Origin of the sequence: Idiomarina sp. ST20R2A10, assembly GCF_051842345.1 — a bacterium.
In the GTDB taxonomy this organism is placed as follows: domain Bacteria; phylum Pseudomonadota; class Gammaproteobacteria; order Enterobacterales; family Alteromonadaceae; genus Idiomarina; species Idiomarina loihiensis.
The window spans coordinates 54,191-74,993 of record NZ_JBNIEY010000005.1 but is presented as its reverse complement, the minus strand read 5'-3'; the positions used below and the strand labels follow the sequence as shown (position 1 = coordinate 74,993).

The 20,803-nt window shown below is 46.8% G+C and carries 24 protein-coding genes and 1 other RNA gene; 8 read left to right on the top strand and 17 right to left on the bottom strand.

The genetic code is table 11. The annotated features are described in order from the left end of the window. The first annotated feature begins 54 nt into the window (after positions 1-54). Positions 55-2,193, top strand: a complete 2,139-nt coding sequence (locus tag ACP7H9_RS09045) for a putative bifunctional diguanylate cyclase/phosphodiesterase (protein ID WP_439222599.1) — start codon at positions 55-57, stop codon at positions 2,191-2,193. A gap of 12 nt (positions 2,194-2,205) precedes the next feature. Here ACP7H9_RS09045 and rnpB read toward each other — a convergent pair. Both rnpB and rsmI read right to left on the bottom strand, forming a co-directional pair. Further along, an RNA gene (rnpB, locus tag ACP7H9_RS09040) (RNase P RNA component class A) lies at positions 2,206-2,555 on the bottom strand. A gap of 46 nt (positions 2,556-2,601) precedes the next feature. Next, positions 2,602-3,456, bottom strand: coding sequence for a 16S rRNA (cytidine(1402)-2'-O)-methyltransferase (gene rsmI, locus ACP7H9_RS09035; protein ID WP_034818626.1), 855 nt, complete (start codon positions 3,454-3,456; stop codon positions 2,602-2,604). Between the two features lie 75 nt (positions 3,457-3,531). Between rsmI and ACP7H9_RS09030 the strand changes: the two genes are divergently transcribed. From ACP7H9_RS09030 to dolP, 4 genes are read left to right on the top strand one after another with little or no spacing between them, the layout of a single operon-like run. Then, the gene (locus ACP7H9_RS09030; protein ID WP_439222598.1) at positions 3,532-5,418 is read left to right on the top strand and encodes a penicillin-binding protein activator; all 1,887 of its coding nucleotides are present in this window, start codon (positions 3,532-3,534) and stop codon (positions 5,416-5,418) included. Beyond that, complete coding sequence (locus ACP7H9_RS09025; RefSeq protein ID WP_034818631.1) at positions 5,396-5,746, top strand: YraN family protein; 351 nt, start codon at positions 5,396-5,398, stop codon at positions 5,744-5,746. Before ACP7H9_RS09030 ends, ACP7H9_RS09025 begins: the two co-directional genes overlap by 23 nt. A 2-nt stretch (positions 5,747-5,748) precedes the next feature. After that, positions 5,749-6,291, top strand: coding sequence for an SIS domain-containing protein (locus ACP7H9_RS09020; RefSeq protein WP_439222597.1), 543 nt, complete (start codon positions 5,749-5,751; stop codon positions 6,289-6,291). A 5-nt stretch (positions 6,292-6,296) separates the two neighbouring features. Continuing rightward, a complete protein-coding gene (dolP, locus tag ACP7H9_RS09015; protein ID WP_439222596.1) occupies positions 6,297-6,872 on the top strand; it encodes a division/outer membrane stress-associated lipid-binding lipoprotein in 576 nt (191 codons plus the stop codon). A 12-nt stretch (positions 6,873-6,884) separates the two neighbouring features. Here the strand turns inward: dolP and ACP7H9_RS09010 are convergent, their stop codons facing one another. From ACP7H9_RS09010 to zapE, 8 genes are all read right to left on the bottom strand, one after another. Then, the gene (locus ACP7H9_RS09010) at positions 6,885-7,277 is read right to left on the bottom strand and encodes a ClpXP protease specificity-enhancing factor (protein WP_439222595.1); all 393 of its coding nucleotides are present in this window, start codon (positions 7,275-7,277) and stop codon (positions 6,885-6,887) included. A gap of 26 nt (positions 7,278-7,303) precedes the next feature. Next, positions 7,304-7,927: a stringent starvation protein SspA gene (gene sspA, locus ACP7H9_RS09005; RefSeq protein ID WP_414018896.1), complete on the bottom strand. Its 624-nt coding sequence runs from the start codon at positions 7,925-7,927 to the stop codon at positions 7,304-7,306. Positions 7,928-8,011: 84 nt separating this feature from the next. Continuing rightward, positions 8,012-8,746: a cytochrome c1 gene (locus ACP7H9_RS09000; RefSeq protein WP_439222594.1), complete on the bottom strand. Its 735-nt coding sequence runs from the start codon at positions 8,744-8,746 to the stop codon at positions 8,012-8,014. Then, entirely contained in the window at positions 8,743-10,011 is a 1,269-nt protein-coding gene (locus tag ACP7H9_RS08995) for a cytochrome b (RefSeq protein WP_034818647.1), read from the bottom strand. Before ACP7H9_RS08995 ends, ACP7H9_RS09000 begins: the two co-directional genes overlap by 4 nt. After that, entirely contained in the window at positions 10,011-10,601 is a 591-nt protein-coding gene (gene petA / locus ACP7H9_RS08990; RefSeq protein ID WP_011233677.1) for a ubiquinol-cytochrome c reductase iron-sulfur subunit, read from the bottom strand. The genes ACP7H9_RS08995 and petA overlap by 1 nt, the downstream gene beginning before the upstream one ends. 225 nt (positions 10,602-10,826) lie before the next feature. Further along, positions 10,827-11,219 carry a 30S ribosomal protein S9 gene (gene rpsI, locus ACP7H9_RS08985; protein WP_011233676.1) on the bottom strand — a complete coding sequence of 131 codons (393 nt, stop codon included), beginning with the start codon at positions 11,217-11,219 and terminating at the stop codon, positions 10,827-10,829. A gap of 17 nt (positions 11,220-11,236) precedes the next feature. After that, positions 11,237-11,665, bottom strand: coding sequence for a 50S ribosomal protein L13 (gene rplM, locus ACP7H9_RS08980; RefSeq protein ID WP_034818651.1), 429 nt, complete (start codon positions 11,663-11,665; stop codon positions 11,237-11,239). A 197-nt stretch (positions 11,666-11,862) separates the two neighbouring features. Then, the gene (zapE, locus tag ACP7H9_RS08975) at positions 11,863-12,957 is read right to left on the bottom strand and encodes a cell division protein ZapE (RefSeq protein ID WP_153849944.1); all 1,095 of its coding nucleotides are present in this window, start codon (positions 12,955-12,957) and stop codon (positions 11,863-11,865) included. A gap of 119 nt (positions 12,958-13,076) precedes the next feature. On the opposite strand from zapE, the gene ACP7H9_RS08970 reads away from it, so the two are divergent. The 3 genes from ACP7H9_RS08970 (at position 13,077) to ACP7H9_RS08960 (ending at position 16,094) form a co-directional block, all read left to right on the top strand. Next, positions 13,077-13,538: a YhcB family protein gene (locus ACP7H9_RS08970; protein WP_011233673.1), complete on the top strand. Its 462-nt coding sequence runs from the start codon at positions 13,077-13,079 to the stop codon at positions 13,536-13,538. Between the two features lie 87 nt (positions 13,539-13,625). Further along, positions 13,626-14,981, top strand: coding sequence for a DegQ family serine endoprotease (locus ACP7H9_RS08965; RefSeq protein ID WP_011233672.1), 1,356 nt, complete (start codon positions 13,626-13,628; stop codon positions 14,979-14,981). A 63-nt stretch (positions 14,982-15,044) separates the two neighbouring features. Next, the gene (locus ACP7H9_RS08960) at positions 15,045-16,094 is read left to right on the top strand and encodes a trypsin-like peptidase domain-containing protein (RefSeq protein ID WP_439222593.1); all 1,050 of its coding nucleotides are present in this window, start codon (positions 15,045-15,047) and stop codon (positions 16,092-16,094) included. Positions 16,095-16,109: 15 nt separating this feature from the next. On the opposite strand, the gene murA is transcribed toward ACP7H9_RS08960, so the two are convergent. The 7 genes from murA to ACP7H9_RS08925 are packed head-to-tail and all read right to left on the bottom strand — an operon-like array spanning position 16,110 to position 20,724. Beyond that, a complete protein-coding gene (gene murA, locus ACP7H9_RS08955) occupies positions 16,110-17,369 on the bottom strand; it encodes a UDP-N-acetylglucosamine 1-carboxyvinyltransferase (RefSeq protein ID WP_439222592.1) in 1,260 nt (419 codons plus the stop codon). 16 nt (positions 17,370-17,385) lie between these two features. Then, complete coding sequence (locus tag ACP7H9_RS08950; protein WP_011233669.1) at positions 17,386-17,640, bottom strand: BolA family protein; 255 nt, start codon at positions 17,638-17,640, stop codon at positions 17,386-17,388. Between the two features lie 37 nt (positions 17,641-17,677). Beyond that, a complete protein-coding gene (locus tag ACP7H9_RS08945) occupies positions 17,678-17,989 on the bottom strand; it encodes an STAS domain-containing protein (RefSeq protein ID WP_439222591.1) in 312 nt (103 codons plus the stop codon). Further along, the gene (locus ACP7H9_RS08940) at positions 17,989-18,660 is read right to left on the bottom strand and encodes an MlaC/ttg2D family ABC transporter substrate-binding protein (protein WP_439222590.1); all 672 of its coding nucleotides are present in this window, start codon (positions 18,658-18,660) and stop codon (positions 17,989-17,991) included. The genes ACP7H9_RS08945 and ACP7H9_RS08940 overlap by 1 nt, the downstream gene beginning before the upstream one ends. A 17-nt stretch (positions 18,661-18,677) precedes the next feature. After that, positions 18,678-19,145 (bottom strand): outer membrane lipid asymmetry maintenance protein MlaD, encoded by a 468-nt coding sequence (gene mlaD, locus ACP7H9_RS08935; RefSeq protein WP_034818660.1) that lies wholly within the window; start codon positions 19,143-19,145, stop codon positions 18,678-18,680. Between the two features lie 2 nt (positions 19,146-19,147). Continuing rightward, a complete protein-coding gene (gene mlaE, locus ACP7H9_RS08930; protein ID WP_082815427.1) occupies positions 19,148-19,927 on the bottom strand; it encodes a lipid asymmetry maintenance ABC transporter permease subunit MlaE in 780 nt (259 codons plus the stop codon). Continuing rightward, positions 19,924-20,724, bottom strand: a complete 801-nt coding sequence (locus ACP7H9_RS08925) for an ATP-binding cassette domain-containing protein (RefSeq protein WP_034818661.1) — start codon at positions 20,722-20,724, stop codon at positions 19,924-19,926. The genes mlaE and ACP7H9_RS08925 overlap by 4 nt, the downstream gene beginning before the upstream one ends. Positions 20,725-20,803: the final 79 nt, after the last annotated feature.

Sequence of the window (20,803 nt, the reverse complement as noted above, 5' to 3'; positions counted from 1 at the left end):
CTCGTATAATTTTTGTGCGATACTCATTTCAGTTTTGGTGGGCAACGGTATTTAATGAAACGCTACTTATTCGTTATTTTCATCAGCTTCTGCATTCTGGTAACGGGCGTTATCTGGTTTGCTGAAAACCAGCATTCACAGGTAGTAGAGTCACGCAAGCGGGTAGCTACCGAGCGCTTAGGTAAACTTCGCGCCGCGCTGGAAGGTCAGATCAATTCGTCGTTAGTTACGGCTCGTGCACTACAGGCCGAAATTAAGCTCTCACCAGACATTTCTCCTGAACGTTACCGGCTGTTAATGCAGGAGCTTATTGATAGCGATGTTCCGGTACGGCACGTAGCGTTAGCACCTAATTTGATCATTGAGTTTGTTTACCCTCTGGCTCCAAATAAAGCAGCTCTGGGTTTTGACTATCGCACTTCTCCGCAGCAATTCGAAAGCGTTCAGGAAGCTATCCAGAAAAAACGAGTGGTTATTGATGGTCCGGTTAACTTAATACAAGGAGGCTGGGCGTTAATTGCCAGAGCACCTGTTTTTATCAATGACGGTCAACTGTGGGGCGTGATTGCCGTGGTCATTGATATAGGAGACTTAATTGCCAGCAGCGGCCTGAACTCGGTAGACGATTATCTTTTTGCGTTAAAAAAAGAAAACAGTAACGGTGACAAGCTTTTTGACTCTGGCGATGAGTCGCTCTGGAAGGAGGACTACGTCGCTATTGACGTCGCAGTTTCAACCGGCAAGTGGATATTGGCGCTGGCTCCGAAAAATACGGTTTGGGCCAATCGCGACAGTATTTATTGGATCATCATTGTCGCCGGACTGCTGTTGTCCTTTTTAATGACCGCCTTTATGTGCAATTTGGTGACAACGCAAAGCCGGCTACGCTCGGCGCTTGTTACCATTGACCATCAGGCACATTTTGATTCCATTACAGATTTGCCGAATCGCCGCGCTTTTGTCGACTACCTTGACCAACTTACCCAGAAAGGCCGGGAACAACACTTTGCCATTCTGTTCATCGATCTTGATCACTTTAAAGAGGTTAACGATAACCTCGGCCATGATGCCGGTGACGAGCTTTTAGTCTCGGTTTCTGATCGGTTACGAAACCAACTGCGGGGGTCAGATTTTATTGCCCGTATTGGTGGTGATGAATTTGTTGTGGTTATTAATCGTTTTACGTCGCATCAAATCATTAATGACCTTGCCAGCCAAATTAACCGACAGTTGAGTGAACCTTTTAACTTACGCCAAAACCAAGTTCAAACCACCTGCAGTATCGGTATTGCGCTTTACCCTGACGACGGCATCAAAGCCTCTGAACTATTAAAAAATGCCGATCTTGCCATGTACGCAGCAAAAACGGCTGGGCGACGCACTCATTACTTTTTTAACGACGAATTAAGAGAACAAACTGAGCGCCAGAATGCCATTCATAGACGCATGCGTGAAGGCCTGAAGCGGCATGAGTTTTCTTTGGTTTATCAACCCATCATTGATTTCAGCACAGGTAAAATTAGTAAATGCGAAGCGCTTTTGCGCTGGCAGGATGAAGATGGAAACATGATTTCGCCAGCTGAATTCATTCCGGTTGCTGAACGTACCGGGCTTATTCATGAATTAGGGCAATTTGTTCTGGAGCAAGCTTGCGTTGACTGGGCTGTTGTACACAAGTCTGGTTACCCCATTGAAGTCTCAATCAACCGCTCCGAACGTGAACTTAACGATATGGAGTCAGCCAAACGATGGCTGTCCTGCATCAGTCAGCATGGAATACCTAATACCAGCATAACCTTTGAAATTACCGAATCGCTGTTAATGAGTAACAAGCAGAGGCAACTGCAAATTTTACATTATTTGCGGTCTCAGGGAGTGCAGTTGGCAATCGACGATTTTGGTACCGGTTATTCCAGTATCAATTACTTGCAGCGGTATCCTGTAGACTATATAAAAATAGACCGTAGCTTTCTAAGTCAGGCACCTCAGAACAAAGTGCAGGGAGCTCTGCTGGATGCGTTGTTGCAGGTAGCCAGGGCTTTGGATATTAACGTTATTGCCGAAGGTGTCGAAACCCGCCAACAATGGGAATTACTGCAGCAACAACGATGCGATTTTGCACAAGGCTATTTTATTAGTGAGCCGTTACCGCTTAATGAATTATTGAAATTTCTAAAGGACTGGCAGTTTTAAAAGCTTAAAAAGGTGGAGAGCCGGCCGATAAGCCGGGTTCTGTCGTGGACAATCATTCATCTAGTGATCAGGTTGCCCTGACCCTCAAGCAGTCTACCCGGGTTCAACGCGGGCCGCGCCAAAGAACCCCTATTTGACCTTGCTCCGGGTGGAGTTTACCGTGCCACAAACTGTTACCAGCTGCGCGGTGCGCTCTTACCGCACCCTTTCACCCTTACCTGTGCTGCAAGCAGCCATCGGCGGTTTACTCTCTGCTGCACTAGTCGTCGGCTTACACCGCCCAGGCGTTACCTGGCACCCTGCCCTATGGAGCCCGGACTTTCCTCCCCCTGTAAACAGGCGGCGATTGTCTGGCCAGCTCTCCGCGGGGGATTCTACGCTGCAGCAGGCATTAACTCAATCTTTGTTTCACTCATTATTTTTATTCTCAAGCGCCCACTGGTAGAGTTCATTTTTCCGTTCATCGTGAATTTTTGCGGTCATAGCTGCCGCCTTTTTTAACGGCAACTCTTCTAGTAGCAGCAGTAACGTGCGCTTAGCCGCTTCTCCCGGACCGTCACGAACATCCGTTTCCGTCTGTGCAGGTGCTATTAGCAAAACCATTTCACCGCGCTGTTGGTTTGTATCGTCGGTTAAAGCCTGCAACAATTCAGCCGCAGTGCCATTTAAGTATGTCTCAAACTGCTTAGTCAACTCGCGCGCAAGCACTATCTGCCGGCCACTGCCTAAAACCACGTTCATATCAGTCAGCGTATGTAAAATTCGGTGAGGGCTTTCATACACAACAACAGTCCGGGTTTCGGTCTTCAGAGCCTCCAGCTTTGCACGACGTTGCTGGGGCTTTGATGGCAAAAAGCCTTCAAAAGCAAACCGGTCTGTTGGTAACCCGGCTGCAGACAGAGCAACCGTAACAGCGCAGGCACCGGGTAACGCAATAACCTTCAGCCCGCGTTCCCTGCAACGATGCACCAAAACATAACCAGGATCATTGATGAGTGGCGTACCTGCATCACTGACTAACGCCAGCGACTCACCTTGCAGCAAACGCTCGATAACCGCGTCCACACGCTGTGTCTCATTATGTTCGTGCAGGGCGAATACGTCATTCTGTATGCCATAATGCTGCATGAGTTTGCGCGTGTGTCTTGTATCTTCCGCAGCAATGGCTGCAACTTCCGCCAATGTCTTAACTGCTCTTTCCGTTATATCGCCTAAATTGCCGATAGGTGTCGGCACAATATAAAGAATGCCCTGCTCTGCCATAATCAGTCTCTGTTTGTTTCCAACGTCAATGCCGTTTATAGTATCACCGAACAGGCACCAAAGCGGAACCTTACAGTGTTTAGAACTCATTCATTTGTACTTTTAGCTCTAATGGCATTACTGGTATTAACCCAGTGTACCTCGGCACCTGACCGATCAGCAGATAAACCGGCAAAGACGGTCGATGTTGCTGACCAGGAATTAAGCTTAAAAGAAGAAAAATCAGCCCGGGACTGGTTACAGGAAGCCGCTGCTGCAAAAAATGAAGTTGAGCAACACTCCGCTTTAATACGAGCCGCTAATGCTTTTCAAAGTGAGCAACAATGGCAACAAGCGGCCGCTATTCTTTCGCAGTTAAGTGCTCAAAAAATTACTCGTCACAGTCAAAAATATTACCGCCTTGCAAAAGCACGTTGGGCCGCAGAGCAGCAAATTTGGTCAAAGGTGATAGAAGAACTGGAAGATGTCGCCACTCAGTTTAATCAAAGAGAATTTCGCGCTCTTAGTCTGCAACTACTTTCTCAGGCGGCTTATCAGCAACACGACTACTGGCAGTCGCTGGTGTGGCAGGTTGATGCTCAGCGCTTTGCAGAACAACCCAATACAGATACAGTCTGGTCTATAGCCCGTCGGATTAAACGAGAAGAGCTTCCGCAACAGCGCCCTAACGACTTAGCCCTCGCAGGTTGGTGGCGACTGGTGGATTATCATCATCAGGCAATGACCTCACCGGATAGCCTGGAATCTTACTTAAATCAATGGCAGCAAAGCTTTCCAGACCACGATGCTGCGGCACTGGTCGACATCTGGCTTGAACCATCATTAAAGCCGTCAGAAGATGCACCGGAAACCGGGCAGGCATCTCCGGAACCGACCCTCGCGGTGTTATTACCATTATCCGGCCGCTACAAGCAACAAGGCCAGGCAGTGCGTGACGGAGTTATCGCCCGCACCGGTGAAATAAAAAATTTAAGAGTTGTTTTCATCGACAGCGAAACGGGCGATATTGAGTCTCAACAAAAACAAATACAGGAGCTAAGCCCGGTTGGAATTATTGGCCCACTGTTAAAGGACAAAGTAGCGGCCTGGGCGGAGCAACCTCTTGCCGGGATTCCTCAGGTTTACCTTAATCAGATAGACGATGAGAAATTAGCCCCAAACTCATTGACCAATGTGTTTTTCGCATTAAGCCCCGACAGCGAAGCGCAGCAAGCCGCGCAGCAAATTAACACGCAATTTTCCGGCTCGAAGAGTGCACTGGTCATTACCGCGGATGGCTCCAGTGGGCGCAGAATGGTTGATGCCTTTAAGTCGAGCTGGAACAATAACGAAGCTGGAGAACCCAGGGTTTCTTACTTCTCTGAACGCGAAGATATGAAAGCGACAGTGGAGCGTTCACTGGGTTTAACTGACAGTCAGCAACGTATCCGCGCAGTTAAAATTGCAGCAGGGAAAATTATTGTCGATGAGCAGGAACGCAGCCGACGAGACATTAGTGCTATTTATCTGCCGGGTAATCTACAACAGACACGTCTGTTAAAACCTTTTATTGATGTCAGCGTTTCCCCGTTTGCAGAACCTATTCAGGTCTACGCCAGCTCTGCTACCCATGAACTCAGAAATCGTTTAGGCGACTCCGATCTTAACGGTATCGTTTTTTCAGATATTCCCTGGTTAATTGAGAATTCGGGTAAAAATATACTTTTAAGTCAGTGGCTTGAGTTGCGAAATGGTTGGGGGCTGTCGCTGGCACGCTTAACTGCTATGGGTTACGACAGCGTATCCTTGATTCAACGACTGCAAATGATGAATCGCATGCCAGGGTTGGTCTGGTCCGGCCTAAGTGGCGAACTCCATATTGATAACTCAGTTGTTCAGCGGAAGCTTATTTGGGCTACCTTTAGTAAAGGAGAAATCACCTTAGCTAAGGAAGCAGACAATGCAGGAAGTCGTTACCGGTAAGCGCGCTGAATTACTCTCAGCCGAGTTTCTGAAGAAAAATAACCTTACAATTATTTGCAAAAATTACCGTATTGACGGCGGTGAAATTGATATCATTGCCCGGGATAGGCATTACTGGGTATTTTGCGAGGTGAAATTCCGCGACGATGAAAGCTTTGCATCGGTTATAGAGCAGGTTCAGCCGCAGCAATGCCGCCGGGTTAGACACACGGCTCGTCACTATTTACTCAGTAATAATATCGATGAACATACTGCAGCTATACGTTTCGACGTAATTGCAATAGTGGGTCAGCCAACAAAAATTGAATGGTTTAAGGACGCATTCTGACTATGAATGACGAGTTAATTAAGGCGCTTTTTACAGAAAGCATACAGACACAAATTTCAGCGGTAGAGAGTCTTACCGACGAAATGGCCACAACAGTTGAACTGTTAGTGGCTAACCTGTTGAATGGCCAACGTGTCTTCTGCTGTGGCGACCGCACGACGAGCATCGTTGCAGAACACTTTGCTAACCTCATGACCGAAGGTATGAAATTAGAACGTCCTCCTTTTCCGGTACTGGCATTGACTCTTGGCAAGCAGAAACAGCTTGCAGCCCTAGGGCAGGCAGGTGATATTTTACTGGTCATAGCGGATAACCAGGGAAATGAGGAGCTGCCGTCCGTTATGGAAACCGCTATTAGCCGGGATATGCTTATTATTGCTTTAACCGGAGAGGGTAACGACTCTGTTTCGGGGCTGTTGGGCGCTAACGATATCGAATTAAGAGCCCCCAGTTTAAATCCAGCTCGTATACTAGAAACTCAGCTATTTATTGTCCATGGCTTATGTGAACAAATTGAAAACACGATCTTTCCGCAGGAGCACTGAAGCATATGACGTTATCTAAAACCGCTTTACCCATCGTTTTTATCAGTTTATTAAGTTTACAGGGCTGCGCTGCAGTTGCCGTAGGAGCAGCAGCCGTGGGTATATCTTCAGCCACCGACCCTCGTACCATTGGAACACAAGTAGATGATCAAACTATCGAACTGAAAGCCAACGCTAAGCTGGGAAATGATGAACAACTTGATGACTCTCGAGTCGTTGCCGTCAGCTACGATACCAATGTTCTTTTAGTTGGCCAGGTTCCTAGCGAGGCTCTGAAAAGAAGAGCTGAAGACGTTATCAAAGACACTAACGGCATCAATAAAATTTTTAACCAGTTGCGTATTGGCTCTAAAGCATCCGCTGCTGTGCGCGCCGGGGATAGCTGGATAACCAGCAAAGTTAAGCTTAAGTTTGCTAACAATAAGTCTATAGATGCGACTAATATCAAAGTAGTGACGGAAAATGCTGAGGTTTTTTTGCTGGGCCATGTAAGCCAGGCTGAGGCAGATGCTGCAGTAGAGGTAGCACGAAATGTAGATGGCGTTGAGCGAGTAATTAAAGCACTAACCATTAAGCGTTAGTGCTTTTGATTTTTACTTAACAACTTTCAGGTTAGGCTTTTTCTTAGCTGGTTTATGTTCAGCTTCATCGCTGACCGGCTCTTCGTCCTCAAGCTCGGGCTCCGCCTCGAACATTGCTCCGGCACCGTTTTCACGGGCATAAATTGCTAAAGCCGCCGTCATAGGCACGACGACTTGCATTGGTTGCCCACCAAAACGCGCGTTAAAGCGTACTTCATGGTCAGCCAGCTGCAAGCCCTGAACCGCTGTTGGCGAAATGTTTAGTACAATTTGCCCTTCACTAACAAAGTTCTGAGGCACAACAGTGCCAACAATAGTAGCATCAACCACTAAGTGCGGTGTCAGGTCGTTATCAACTATCCACTCGTATAGTGCACGCAGCAGATAAGGTCTTTTCGGCGTCATAGTAAAACTCCTCGACGTCGATGAAATTAATTACGCGCGAGTTCTTTCTCTTCTTCTGTTAAAGAGTCCTGGAACGTTTTGCGTTCAAACAAACGTACCATATATTGCTTTATTTCTTTCGCGCCCTGACCTTCTAAATTAATGCCGTAGGCAGGCAGACGCCAAAGCAAAGGAGCCAGATAACAGTCAACCAGACTGAACTCTTCACTCATAAAATACGGTGTATCAGCAAAAATAGGAGCCAGAGAAAGAATACCCTCTTTCAGTTCCTGTCTTGCCTGAGTGTCGCCTTTTTGAATTTTCTCAGCCAGGCTGTACCAATCGCGTTCAATTCGGTACATCATTAAACGACTGGTACCACGGGCAACCGGGTAAACAGGCATTAACGGAGGATGCGGGAAACGCTCATCCAGATATTCCATAATAATTTGAGCGTTATAGAGCACAAGCTCACGGTCAACCAGAGTGGGTTTAGCCTCTGGGTACGGATTAAGCTGTAACAAATCCTCCGGCGTACTCTCGTCGGTCACATAGGTAATTTCGACACCAACACCTTTCTCAGCTAACACCAGACGTACCTGATGACTCTTTAAGTCATCCTTTCCTGAATACAACGTCATTACTGAGCGTTTATTTGCTGCAACAGCCATTCCTTTCTCCAGATAATATCAACGGCAAAAGGGTGGCAAGCCACCCTTTCTTAAGTCGTTGTCTAACAGACTGATAAGCCCCGATTATTTCAGGTCTTTCCAAAACTCTTTTTTCAGTAACCATGCCAAAATGGTGAATACCAGCAGGAAACCAAAAACAAACCAACCCGTGCGGCGTTGTTCTAGCAACATAGGTTCTCCGGTATAGACCAGAAAAGCAGTTAAGTCCAACATGGCTTGATCATATTCACTTTCGGATAAACGGCCACTGCCATCGGTTTCAATACCGACGTACACATCTTTCATTTCACCGTCTATCATGCGTTCTTCATAAGTCTTTTCAGGAAGCCCTTGCAGTTCTTGCAATACATGAGGCATTCCCACATTTGGGAATACCGCATTATTGACGCCGAAAGGACGACTGTCATCTTTATAGAATGAACGCAGATAAGTGTAAATCCAGTCAGCTCCACGAACACGAGCAACGTTCGTTAGATCCGGTACCGCAGTACCAAACCAGTTTGCGGCTGAATCAGGATTCATATTATTGGTAATGCGGTCACCGACTTTATCGCCTGTGAACTGCAAGTTCTTTTCACCAAGATCCTGCGGGATACCAATATCCTTAAAGGTGCGGTTATAGCGATGGTACTGCAACTGGTGACAACCCAGGCAATAGTTCATGTATAACTGCGCGCCACGCTGCAGTGAGGCTTTATCGTGTAAGTCGACTTCGGCCTTGTCCAATGGAACTTCAGGACCCGCCGCAAATACCAGCGACGGAACCAAAGTTATAAGAGCGATTAACAATTTTTTCATTTCGACGTCACCCTTTCTGGTACCGGTTTAGTCTTCTCGCGCTTACTGTAGAACCAAAGCAGCCCGAAGAATGCAAAGTACAGGAACGTAAATATCTGTGCGAATATTGTTGCAACAGGAGTTGCCGGTTGCGTTCCCAGATAACCCAGCACAACGAAACTGATGGCAAATACGCCGAGGTTTAGCTTATGCAACAGGCTACGATAGCGAATAGAACGTACTCGCCCACGGTCTAGCCAAGGCAACAGGGCCAGGAAGACAATAGCAGCGAACATCAAAATAACACCAAACAGCTTGTCAGGCACCGCACGTAAAATGGCATAGAACGGCGTGAAATACCATACAGGAGCAATGTGTTCCGGTGTTTTCAAAGGGTTCGCCGGCTCAAAGTTAGGCGGCTCAAGGAAAAAGCCTCCCATTTCCGGGTTGAAGAAAATAACGTAACAGAACAAGAACAAGAACACGCCGAACCCGAACAAATCCTTAATAATGTAGTAAGGGAAAAACGGAATAGAATCGACAATGTCTTTCTTGTTAGTAAAGCGCTCGTGGAACTTAAACTTCGGCTTTTCTTCGTCTGGCACAGAGCCTTTCGGCTTCTTAGTATCGATACCGTCAGGGTTGTTCGAACCAACCTCATGCAGAGCGACAATGTGCAGGAACACCAAAATAACCAGTACTAGCGGCAAAGCAATAACGTGCAGCGCAAAGAAACGATTTAGCGTCGCTCCGGAAATAACGTAATCACCACGTATCCATAAGGTTAAATCATCACCAATAACCGGTATGGCACCGAATAGTGAAATAATAACCTGTGCGCCCCAGTAAGACATTTGTCCCCAAGGCAGCAAATAGCCCATAAAGGCTTCGGCCATCAGTACCAGGAAGATGAACATACCAAACAGCCAAATAAGCTCACGAGGCTTCTGGTAAGAACCGTACATCATACCGCGGAACATATGCAGATAAACGACAACGAAGAACGCAGAGGCACCGGTGGAGTGCATATAACGCAACAACCAGCCGTATTCGACATCACGCATGATGTATTCAACCGAGGCAAAGGCACCGTCGGCGCTTGGCACATAGTTCATGGTTAACCAGACACCAGTCAGTATTTGGTTAATTAATACGATGGTTGCCAAAAAGCCAAAAACATACCACATGTTAAAGTTTTTTGGAGCTGGATACTGCGCCAGGTGGATGTTCCAGGTTTTGGTCATGGGGATGCGGGCATCCATCCACTCTACAAATCGCTTAAACATTATGCTTGCCCCTTATCTTCACCCACCAAAATGGTGTTATCGTCGATAAAATAATGTGGCGGCACGACCAGGTTCAGTGGTGCAGGAACACCTTGGAATACGCGCCCTGCGACATCAAATTTAGAACCGTGGCATGGGCAGAAAAAGCCAGACTCAACGCCCTCAACGTGCTCCCCCATTCCGCTCGCAAGATAAGATGGAGAGCAACCAAGGTGGGTACAAATACCAACCGCAACGAAGAATTCTTCTTTAATTGAGCGATATTGATTTGCCGCATAAGGTGGCTGCTGCGGCTCTTGAGAATTCGGATCGCGAAGCCTACCTTCTATTTCACCCAACTCTTCAAGCATGTCCGGTGTACGGCGAACCACCCACACAGGCTTGCCACGCCATTTAACACGGACTAGCTGGCCAGGCTCAGCTTTGCGTATATTTACTTCTACGGGCGCTCCCGCGTTTTTTGCTTTCGCACTTGGGTTCCACGATGCTATGAAAGGAACGGCTACTGCTACCGCTCCTGCACCACCTACCACTGAGGTTGCGACAGTCAAAAAACGACGGCGGCCTTTATCTACAGGCGCATTGCTCATCCATCTATTCTCCAGTTTTGGACGCTCCACGATGCGTTGTCGCGAAGTCGGGAATTAGCTGCTGCTTTGTCCGCTGATGCGGATTACAGAAAATGCTTTGAGATGATAATGAAAAGACACACTTTTTACAAGCTTAATAGCCGCCCTTATTGGTCTATTTCCATTTATTTTTGACATAAAAAAACCCAGCCGAAGCTGGGTTTTGCCACAAAAAACAAAGACGAATTAACGCTTTGAGAACTGTGGACGTTTACGTGCTTTATGCAAGCCGATTTTCTTACGTTCAACTTGACGAGCGTCACGGGTAACGTAACCTTCTTTACGTAATGGACCACGTAAAGCTTCGTCGTATTGCATTAATGCACGAGTAATACCGTGACGAATTGCACCCGCCTGACCGGTAGTACCACCACCACTTACAGTGATGTACATGTCAAACTTTTCAGTCATTTCAACTAATTCTAATGGTTGACGAACAACCATTTGAGCCGTTTCACGACCGAAGTATTCGTTCAGTTCACGGTTGTTAATTTTGATGTTGCCGCTACCAGGACGCAAAAATACGCGAGCCGTGGAGTTTTTGCGACGACCAGTACCGTAGTATTGATTATCTGCCATAGTGTTCTTGCTCCGTATTATATATCCAGTTGTTTAGGTTGTTGAGCAATATGGTTATGCTCAGTACCTGCGTACACTTTCAGTTTACGGAACATGGCACGACCCAATGGACCACGGGGTAACATACCTTTCACCGCTTTCTGAATGACCATCTCTGGTTTCTTAGCAATCAGTTTTTCAAAACTGATTGATTTGATACCACCCGGAAATCCAGTGTGCGAGTAGTACATCTTGCCCTGAGCTTTATTACCGGTAACAGTAATTTTCTCAGCGTTAATGACGACGATATAGTCGCCGGTATCAACGTGAGGAGTGTACTCAGGCTTATGCTTGCCGCGTAAACGACGAGCGATTTCAGTAGCTAAACGACCTAAAGTTTTGCCTTCAGCGTCTACTACGTACCAGTCGCGTTTTACCGTTTCTGGCTTGGCTACAAATGTTTTCATTGTATAAAACCTACATTTTAAAAGTTCACGGACAGTAATTCCGGGCTTCCCCGCGAATCACAACAATAAAAAAATGATAGAAATCATTTAGTTATCTGCTGCGACCGCTGCATTACGTTATGTAACACAACGGACTGTAACGTGGGCTGCGCGGATTATAGGAAAAATGCGGTTAAAGATCACGCATTTTCTGAAATTTATGCTTTATGAGCCATTGCCAGATATTCCTGACTTTGCATTTCCTGCAGTCGGCTGACACAACGGCGAAACTCGAAAGTTAACTGGCCTTCCGTATAGAGAGCTTCAATACTCACATCTGCTGACAAAATCAGTTTCACCCGACGCTCATAAAATTCATCAACTAACGCTATAAAGCGGCGAGCCGTATCATCTTTCCCCGCGCCCATTTGCTCAACATTACTAATCAATACCGCATGGTAAAGTCTGGCTATTTCCATGTAGTCATTTTGGCTACGGGCTGTCTTACAAATGGAGGTAAAATCAAAAAATACCACATCGTCACACTCTGCCCGAACGTCAATATCCCGTCCTTCAATTTCAATACAGTCTGATTCGTAACGCTCTTTACATTCAGGCGCTAGCTCTTTGAAGTATTTCCATAAATTCTTATCGGCTTTTTCATCCAGTGGCGAATGAAAAATTTCCGCCCGGGTAAGTGTTCTAAGACGATAATCAATGCCGCTATCCACATTAACCACTTCGCAGTGCTGATTGATGAGTTTAATAGCAGGAATGAAACGTGCGCGTTGCAGTCCGTTTTTATAGAGTTCGTCAGGAACGATGTTTGAAGTCGCTACCAGCACCACCCCTTTCTCAAATAAGTACTCAAACAGCCTACCCAGTAACATGGCATCGGTAATATCCTGCACAAAAAACTCGTCAAAGCAGACAATTCGTGCTTCGGCGGCAATGTTATCAGCCACAATGCGTAACGGATCGCTCTGCTTATCCAGTTGTTTAAGTTCATTATGAACCCGGTGCATGAATCGGTGAAAGTGGATTCGCCATTTACGCTCAATTGGCAGACTTTCAAAGAAGGTATCAACCAGATAGGTTTTCCCACGGCCGACACCACCCCAAAAGTAGATGCCCTGAGGCTGTTCCGGCTCTTTGTTAAACCACTTTTGCCAGCCTGGCAGAGTCTGATATTGATGCCACTCAATAAGCTCATCATGCAGTCTTTGCAAATGTTTAACAGCGTTTAGCTGCGCAGCATCTTTCGAGAAATCATTGTGTTCTATATCATACTGATAACGTTCTAGTGGAGACATTTGCTGTTTGGACACTACCACTTCACCTCAGTTGGGATTATCCTATAAGTTAATATGTTACCATGAAGGTGAAGCGCAGCAATCATTCGCCGCTGCGACAGCTTGTTCAGGAGTTAATTATGAGTTGGATTATTGGGGTTCTGTTGGTCGTTGCTGGTGCTATCATTGGCTTTTTTGCGGCTCGTTACAGCCAGTCGAAAGGCCAGTCAGGCGATCTCGAAGAGCAAGTACAGCAAAGTCAGCAGCGTTTAACCGACTACCAAAGAGAAGTTGCCGAACACTTCGCCACCGCAAACGCTATGGTCGAACAACTGGCAGATACCCAGCAACGTTTACAAAGCTACTTAAACCAAAGTGCTGAGCTGCTTGAGAAAAGCGATGTACAAAGTGACCTGCCTTTTTTCGCAGAAGACACAATTAAGCAACTGCGAGTGGCCAATTCATTAAATAAAGATCACCGTTCAGGCCGTGACAGCTATAGCGCCAATGATATTCCCCGCGATTACACAGAGGGCTCCAGCGGGCTCTTTTCAAGTAGTTACGAGCAAGATCAAGAAAAAGAGTCCTCAAAAACATCTTGAAACATTTTTAGAGTGAACTCATATAGCTGACAAGCGGTCTTAACTGGCGACCGTTTGTTAGTGCTTTATTAAGGAGTCACTCGAATCATGAAAAGAGTCTTAGCATTATTCAGTTTAATCTGTGTTGTTAGCTTCACCTCTATACCTTCTGCCCATGCTGGCATTCCTTTTTTTGGCAATGACGACGAACAGCCGACCTTAGCGCCGATGCTTGAGGAGGTAACACCCGCCGTCGTCAATATCTCAGTAAAAGGTAAGCGAGAAGTACGACAACGCCTGCCGGAAGCGCTTCGTTTCTTTTTTGGCCCGGATTCGCCACGTGAACAAGTCCGTGAGCGCCCGTTTAGAGGCTTAGGTTCCGGCGTGATTATTGATGCTGAAAAAGGCTATGTAGTAACCAATAACCATGTTGTAGACGACGCTACAGAAATTCTCGTCACCCTAAAAAATGGCCGTGAGTTTGATGCTAAAGTTATAGGCACTGATGAACGCAGCGACGTGGCTTTGCTAAAAATAGAGAACGGCGAAAACCTCACCGCCATAGAGCTTGGCAAGTCATCCGAGCTGCGAGTCGGTGATTTCGTGGTCGCTATTGGTAACCCTTTCGGGCTTGGCCAGACAGTAACCTCCGGTATCGTTAGCGCTCTAGGTCGAGCAGGTCTTGGCATTGAGGAACTGGAAAACTTCATCCAGACCGATGCCGCTATTAACAGCGGTAATTCGGGCGGTGCTCTGGTCACTTTAGACGGCAAACTCATTGGAATTAACACCGCGATACTAGGCCCTAACGGTGGCAATATCGGTATCGGTTTCGCTATTCCATCGGACATGATGAATAACTTAGTACAACAATTGATTGAATTTGGCGAAGTTCGCCGCGGTGTACTGGGAGTCCGGGGTAACGATTTAACTCACGACGTTGCTCAGGCATTGAATATTCCGGTCAACCGGGGGGCTTTTGTTTCACAGGTCGTACCGGGTAGTTCAGCAGATGAAGCTGGTATTGAATCGGGCGATGTCATTATCTCAGTCGATGGGCAGACAATCCGCTCATTTTCGGAGCTTGGTGCAATGGTCGGCTCTATAGGCTCAGGGAACTCATTAAAGCTTGGGGTGATTCGCGACGGTGAAGAGCAATCGATTAACGTCACCCTTGGTGCACAGGACATGTCTGTTACAGCTGAGTCAATTCACCCGGCTTTACAGGGCGCTACTCTTGCTGCAACGGATGGAAATGGAATTGAAGTAGAAGAGCTTGAAGAACGTTCTCCTGCTGCGCGAATTGGCCTAGAGGAAGGCGATATTATTCAGGGCGTTAACAGAAAGGCAGTGAGCTCAATATCGGAGTTGCGGGCAGCAATTGAAGATAAGAGCGGTGTTATAGCCCTTAATATAAAACGAGGCGACAGTTCACTCTTTATTGTGTTGCGTAACGCAAACTGACATTGTGACAGGCAGGTGGTATCAGTGCTATGCTGATACCACCTGATTTAACCGGAAGCTGGTATGCAACAACTTTCTTCAACTTTACGATTTTTACTTCAGTCAGTTGGCTTAGGCCTAGTTGTTGCGGCTATTGTTATTATCGCTAAACCTTTCTGGGCACAGTCCGAATCATTAAGACAAAACGGCAACGAAATTACCTCCTTTAATCAGGCAGTCCGAAAAGCCGCCCCCGCCGTTGTGAATATTTATAGTATGGGGGAAATTCAGGGGTCTTATTATCAACCTCAATCATCACGTGTCTGGCGTTTAGGTTCAGGCGTTATTATGGACTCTCAGGGATATATTCTGACCGCCCATCACGTTGTCGATAATGTTGATAAAATTGAAGTCGCGCTGCAGGACGGCAGACGCTATGCCGCTCAGTTAATTGGTAGTGACCGTTACACCGATTTAGCTGTGCTGAAAATTGATGCAGAGAACCTACCGGTAATTCCTGTACAGTCAACACGCCGCGTACGGGTTGGTGACATTGTCCTCGCCATAGGTAATCCATACAATATTGGCCAGACAATTACGCAAGGTATTGTCAGTGCCAGCGGCGGTCGGGTTGGTGTCAGCAATTCCTATTCCGATTTGATTCAAATGGACGCAGTGATCAACCAGGGTGCCTCAGGCGGAGCTTTGGTTAATACCGCCGGAGAACTTATCGGGATTAATAACGCCCGCTATAATTCGGCTTTCGGAGACGGCGGCGAAGGCATCTATTTTGCCGTACCTTATGAGAATGCCCGCAAAGTAATGAAAACGCTTATTCAGGAAGGTAAAGTGGTCCGCGGATACATTGGTATTAGCGTTAATCCTAACTTTAGTGAAGAGCAGTCACTGTCTGGCATATTGATAACGGAAGTCGAACGAAACAGTCCGGCGGCAAAAGCAGGACTACAACCAAACGACTTTTTAATCGCTATTGGTGGCGATCCGGTTCGCTCTGCGCCCGAAGGTCTTGATCGGGTAGCCAGTAGTGAACCTGGTACGAAGTTAGAAGTTGAGTTTTATCGGGATGAAAAGCGAATGACGACCACTGTAACAGTGGCCGAATTACCTAGATAACAAGTAAAACGGCTGCTAAGCCGTTACTCGCTCAATATCGGCACCTAAGCCCTGAAGTTTTTTCTCAATCCCTTCATAGCCCCGGTCAATATGGTAAATGCGCTCGACAACGGTTTCTCCGGTCGCAACCAGTCCCGCTATAACGAGCGAGGCAGAAGCCCGTAAGTCGGTACACATAACCTCTGCGCCGGTCAGTTCATCAACTCCGTGACATAGTGCAGTATTGCCTTCCGACTCGACATTTGCGCCCATGCGGCGTAACTCAGGAATGTGCATAAAGCGGTTTTCAAATATCGTTTCGCGAATACCGGCGGTACCTTCTGCAATGGCATTTAGCGCACAAAATTGAGCCTGCATATCGGTTGGAAAAGCCGGATGAGGAGCCGTAATAATATTGACTGCTTTAGGCCGGCCATGGCTCTGTATCGCTATCCAGTTATCACCTTTATCAATTGTCGCGCCAGCTTCTTCCAGCTTTTTCAATACCGCATCAAGGCTTGCCGGGTCAGTTTTTTCACAACGCACCGAGCCTCCAGTTGCCAAAGCTGCGACTAAAAACGTCCCCGTTTCGATACGGTCGGGCATCACACTGTATTCGCCACCATGCAGCTTATTGACCCCAGTAATATGGATGGTATCGCTTCCTGCGTCACGGACATTCGCGCCCAGGCTGTTAAGAAAGTTTGCTAAATCAATGACTTCGGGTTCGCGAGCGGCATTTTCTATGACCGTTTCACCTTCGGCCAGTACCGCTGCCATCATTAAGTTTTCAGTGCCGGTAACGCTTACCGTGTCCAGCAAAATCTCAGCACCCTGCAGACGACCGTCTACTGAGGCTTTGATGTAACCATTCTCAACGTCAATATTTGCGCCCATTTTACGCAAACCTTCAATATGAAGATTTACCGGCCGTGCACCTATAGCGCAACCACCCGGAAGGGACACTTCTGCTTTACCGGTTTTAGCTAATAACGGACCTAAAACCAGAATTGAAGCACGCATAGTCTTAACTAACTCATAAGGCGCTTTGAAGTGATTAAGTGTGGTCGGGTCAATACAAACGCTATTATTATTCAGGTTGCTGTGACTAATGCCCAGGCAATCTAATAATTCCAGTGTCGTGTCGACATCATGAAGATCGGGAACATTAGACAGGGTTATTTTTTCAGACGGCAACAGCGAAGCCATTAAAATAGGTAGCGCCGCATTTTTTGCCCCTGAAATAGTGACCGAACCCGACAAAGGTTGACCACCACGTATTTTAAATTTATCCATCAACTAACCAACAACCTTATGGCATCATTAATTTTTTATCACGCGCCCAGTCTTCGGGCGTGTATGCTTTTATCGATACGGCATGGATTGAACCGTCAGCAATCAACGGGTTTAGAGGACCATACACGGCTTGCTGACGCTTTACCCGACTCATATCTTTAAAGTCTTCGCTGACAGCAATAATTTCTACATTCGCGCCTTCAGCTTTAACCAGAAGCTCTTCCAGAGAAAGCGCATCGTTCAGCAAAGTTTTCAGTTCTTCAGTATTCATTGTTATCTGCCGTTGGCTTAAAAGTTAATAAGACCGCCTAGCTTAACGAAAGCAGCGACTCAACGCCACTAACGCGGGCAATTTGTTTTAGTTGCTCAGATGCCCCAATGCAGGTTAACGGCCCTTTGCCGTCGCCAATCAACTTGAGAATTTCAAGCAAAAAGGCGACGCCTGCTGTGTCAATAACCTCAACATCGGTTAAATCAACCTTGGTTTCGCTTCCCACCGACCAGCTTTTGCGCTGAGACCACAGTTTAGCAACACTGTGGCGAGTCAATGAGCCGCTGAAAACCAGTGTCTTGTCATCACTAACCTTAACCGATGTTAACTCTGTCTGCTGAGCACTCATTAGAGTCCCTCTGCTGGATTTTCAACTTTTTCATCTGCCTTAATAGGATCAGACGCTTTCTTTTCAATCAGCTCGATTGTTTTATCAATGCCATTAGCCCGGATAACCGAAGAAATTTCACTTTGCTTACTGTTCAGCAGACTGACACCTTCAACAACTAAATCGTAGGCTTTCCAAATTTCTTCATCAGAGTCGTAACGTATACGAAAATCCAGACGAATTTCCGGGCGCCCTTCTTCTTTTATTCGCGCCTTCACGACGGCCGAACGTGCATCATCAGAAATTTCCTGACTAGGTTCAAAAGTGACCTTATGCTTGTCCTCGTCATACTGAGTAAAAGCACGGGCATACGTCGCCACTAAGTAATCGTAGAAAGCCTGGTAAAAACGTTCACGCTGTTCTTTTGTCGTGTCGCGCAAGTAACGGCCTAATACTTTCTTCGACGCATACATATTGTCAACATAAGGCATCATCTCATCTTCAACGACTTCCTTTAGATAATTAGGATCTGCGTCAATTTTGTTTCTGTCCGATGCAATGCGATCAAAGGTTTTTTCAGCAACTGCTTTCAATAACTCTTGCGGATCATCGTTACGAATTAAATCGGCTGACGCGGATGCAACCAGTACTAAGGTTACAAAAACGGCCGTTATCCATTGTTTTACTGCCATGGTGCTCTCCTTACCACTTATTCATTGCCCTGACTGAACAGAAACTGGCCTATCAGGTTTTCTAAAACCAATGCTGACTTGGTATCAGTAATGGTATCACCGTCTTCTAACGTACCTACGCTGTCATCAATAAAGCCGGGTTCAAGTCCAAGATATTGCTCACCCAGGAGTCCCGACGTCAACACCGACAATGTACTGGCTTCAGAAAACTTGTCGTAATCTTTGCTAATGCTCATTGTCACACGCGGCTCATAGTAGTCACCCGACAATGAAATATCAGTAACACGACCCACAACCACACCACCGACTTTCACCGGCGAGCGGACTTTCAGACTACCAACATTATCGAACTTAGCGTACAGGGTGTAGCTATCTCCCGATGTTGTCATAGTGCCGCTGGCTGCCCTTAATGCGATAAAGAACAAAGCCAAAATACCGACGACAACAAAAACGCCTACCCATAACTGTGTTTTTCTTGATTCCATGGTTATCCACCAAACATGATAGCTGTAAGAATAAAATCGAGTCCTAGAATTGCCAACGACGCAGTCACAACTGTTGACGTTGTCGCAGCACTGATTCCCGCAGAGGTTGGAACCGAACGATAACCTTTATACAAAGCTATCCAGGTAACAACAAAGGCAAATACAATAGACTTAATAATGCCGTTCAGAAGATCATCCTGCCAATCGACTGCCGATTGCATGACTGACCAAAAAGCGCCTTCATCAACCCCCAGCCAGCCGGAGCCAACCAGGTAACCGCCGTAAATTCCAACGGCTGAGAACATCAACGCCAGCAGTGGCATACTAACCACACCAGCCCAGAACCTGGGAGCAATCACACGGCGTAAAGGATCAACCGCCATCATCTCCAGACTGGAGAGTTGCTCGGTGGCTTTCATAAGACCGATTTCAGCAGTTAATGCAGAACCCGCTCGCCCCGCAAATAACAGACCGGTAACGACAGGCCCCAACTCACGTAATAACGACAGCGCAACCATAGGTCCCAGACTTTGCTCAGCACCATAGTCAACTAAAATAGTGTAGCCCTGTAAGCCAAGCACCATACCAATGAATAAGCCACTGACGATAACGATGAGCATCGACAATACGCCCACTACGTACATTTGCTTGATAAAGAGCGGCCATGACTTAGCGGGTTGCGGCTTACCGATAATAGCTCCCATCAGCATAGCTAAGGCGTATCCGATACCCGCCAGGCTATCCAGCACTCGGCGACCGACAGACTGTATAAACTGGATCATCCTTCGCCCCTTAATAAGTCCGTTGTAAAATCGTCATCTGAGTAGTGAAATGCTACCGGACCATCTGGCGCACCATTCAAAAACTGTTGAATAATTGCGGTATCGTTATTGCGGAGTTCATCCGGGGTGCCCTGACCAACAACTTTTTTGTCGGCGATGACATAAGCATAATCCGCAATCGATAACACTTCTTTTACGTCGTGCGATACAACAATAGAGGTCAAACCTAGTGACTCATTCAAAGATTTAATAAGCTTTACAATGACCGCCATAGAAATAGGATCCTGACCCGCAAACGGCTCATCGTATAAAATTAATTCAGGATCCAGAGCTATAGCTCTTGCCAGAGCAGCTCTACGAGCCATGCCACCAGACAGTTCTGACGGCATAAGGTGACGCGCACCACGCAGACCCACGGCCTCAAGCTTCATTAAAACCACGCTGCGAATAATTTCTTCGGGTAAGTCGGTGTGCTCGCGCAGTGGAAAGGCGACGTTCTCGTATACCGACATGTCGGTGAACAACGCACCACTTTGAAACAGCATGCTCATGCGCTTGCGTAATTGATACAAAGCGTCGCGTTTTAACTGAGGGACTTCCTCTCCGGCTACTTTGATACTGCCGCTGTCAGGCTTAAGCTGTCCACCGATAAGGCGCAACAGCGTCGTTTTACCAATGCCACTAGGCCCCATGACAGCAACCATTTTGCCTTTCGGAACATCTAACGACAGGCCGTCATAGACCCGATGGCTTCCATGCGCAAAAGTCAGATCTTTAAGTTCTACCAAGTTTGTCACGACAGTTTCCTGTTACGAGTTTATCAGCCTTTATTTTAACGACTGTCGGTATAGTCTGATACCGAAAAAGTGTTGCAAA

Excerpts from the sequence above, each read along its gene's own strand:
- ACP7H9_RS09045 (WP_439222599.1), top strand. The coding sequence starts at position 55 with ATGAAACGCTACTTATTCGTTATTTTCATCAGCTTCTGCATTCTGGTA.
- rsmI (WP_034818626.1), bottom strand. The coding sequence starts at position 3,456 with ATGGCAGAGCAGGGCATTCTTTATATTGTGCCGACACCTATCGGCAAT.
- ACP7H9_RS09025 (WP_034818631.1), top strand. The coding sequence starts at position 5,396 with ATGCAGGAAGTCGTTACCGGTAAGCGCGCTGAATTACTCTCAGCCGAG.
- ACP7H9_RS09020 (WP_439222597.1), top strand. The coding sequence starts at position 5,749 with ATGAATGACGAGTTAATTAAGGCGCTTTTTACAGAAAGCATACAGACA.
- dolP (WP_439222596.1), top strand. The coding sequence starts at position 6,297 with ATGACGTTATCTAAAACCGCTTTACCCATCGTTTTTATCAGTTTATTA.
- ACP7H9_RS09010 (WP_439222595.1), bottom strand. The coding sequence starts at position 7,277 with ATGACGCCGAAAAGACCTTATCTGCTGCGTGCACTATACGAGTGGATA.
- sspA (WP_414018896.1), bottom strand. The coding sequence starts at position 7,927 with ATGGCTGTTGCAGCAAATAAACGCTCAGTAATGACGTTGTATTCAGGA.
- ACP7H9_RS09000 (WP_439222594.1), bottom strand. The coding sequence starts at position 8,746 with ATGAAAAAATTGTTAATCGCTCTTATAACTTTGGTTCCGTCGCTGGTA.
- ACP7H9_RS08995 (WP_034818647.1), bottom strand. The coding sequence starts at position 10,011 with ATGTTTAAGCGATTTGTAGAGTGGATGGATGCCCGCATCCCCATGACC.
- petA (WP_011233677.1), bottom strand. The coding sequence starts at position 10,601 with ATGAGCAATGCGCCTGTAGATAAAGGCCGCCGTCGTTTTTTGACTGTC.
- rpsI (WP_011233676.1), bottom strand. The coding sequence starts at position 11,219 with ATGGCAGATAATCAATACTACGGTACTGGTCGTCGCAAAAACTCCACG.
- rplM (WP_034818651.1), bottom strand. The coding sequence starts at position 11,665 with ATGAAAACATTTGTAGCCAAGCCAGAAACGGTAAAACGCGACTGGTAC.
- zapE (WP_153849944.1), bottom strand. The coding sequence starts at position 12,957 with ATGTCTCCACTAGAACGTTATCAGTATGATATAGAACACAATGATTTC.
- ACP7H9_RS08970 (WP_011233673.1), top strand. The coding sequence starts at position 13,077 with ATGAGTTGGATTATTGGGGTTCTGTTGGTCGTTGCTGGTGCTATCATT.
- ACP7H9_RS08965 (WP_011233672.1), top strand. The coding sequence starts at position 13,626 with ATGAAAAGAGTCTTAGCATTATTCAGTTTAATCTGTGTTGTTAGCTTC.
- ACP7H9_RS08960 (WP_439222593.1), top strand. The coding sequence starts at position 15,045 with ATGCAACAACTTTCTTCAACTTTACGATTTTTACTTCAGTCAGTTGGC.
- murA (WP_439222592.1), bottom strand. The coding sequence starts at position 17,369 with ATGGATAAATTTAAAATACGTGGTGGTCAACCTTTGTCGGGTTCGGTC.
- ACP7H9_RS08950 (WP_011233669.1), bottom strand. The coding sequence starts at position 17,640 with ATGAATACTGAAGAACTGAAAACTTTGCTGAACGATGCGCTTTCTCTG.
- ACP7H9_RS08945 (WP_439222591.1), bottom strand. The coding sequence starts at position 17,989 with ATGAGTGCTCAGCAGACAGAGTTAACATCGGTTAAGGTTAGTGATGAC.
- ACP7H9_RS08940 (WP_439222590.1), bottom strand. The coding sequence starts at position 18,660 with ATGGCAGTAAAACAATGGATAACGGCCGTTTTTGTAACCTTAGTACTG.
- mlaD (WP_034818660.1), bottom strand. The coding sequence starts at position 19,145 with ATGGAATCAAGAAAAACACAGTTATGGGTAGGCGTTTTTGTTGTCGTC.
- mlaE (WP_082815427.1), bottom strand. The coding sequence starts at position 19,927 with ATGATCCAGTTTATACAGTCTGTCGGTCGCCGAGTGCTGGATAGCCTG.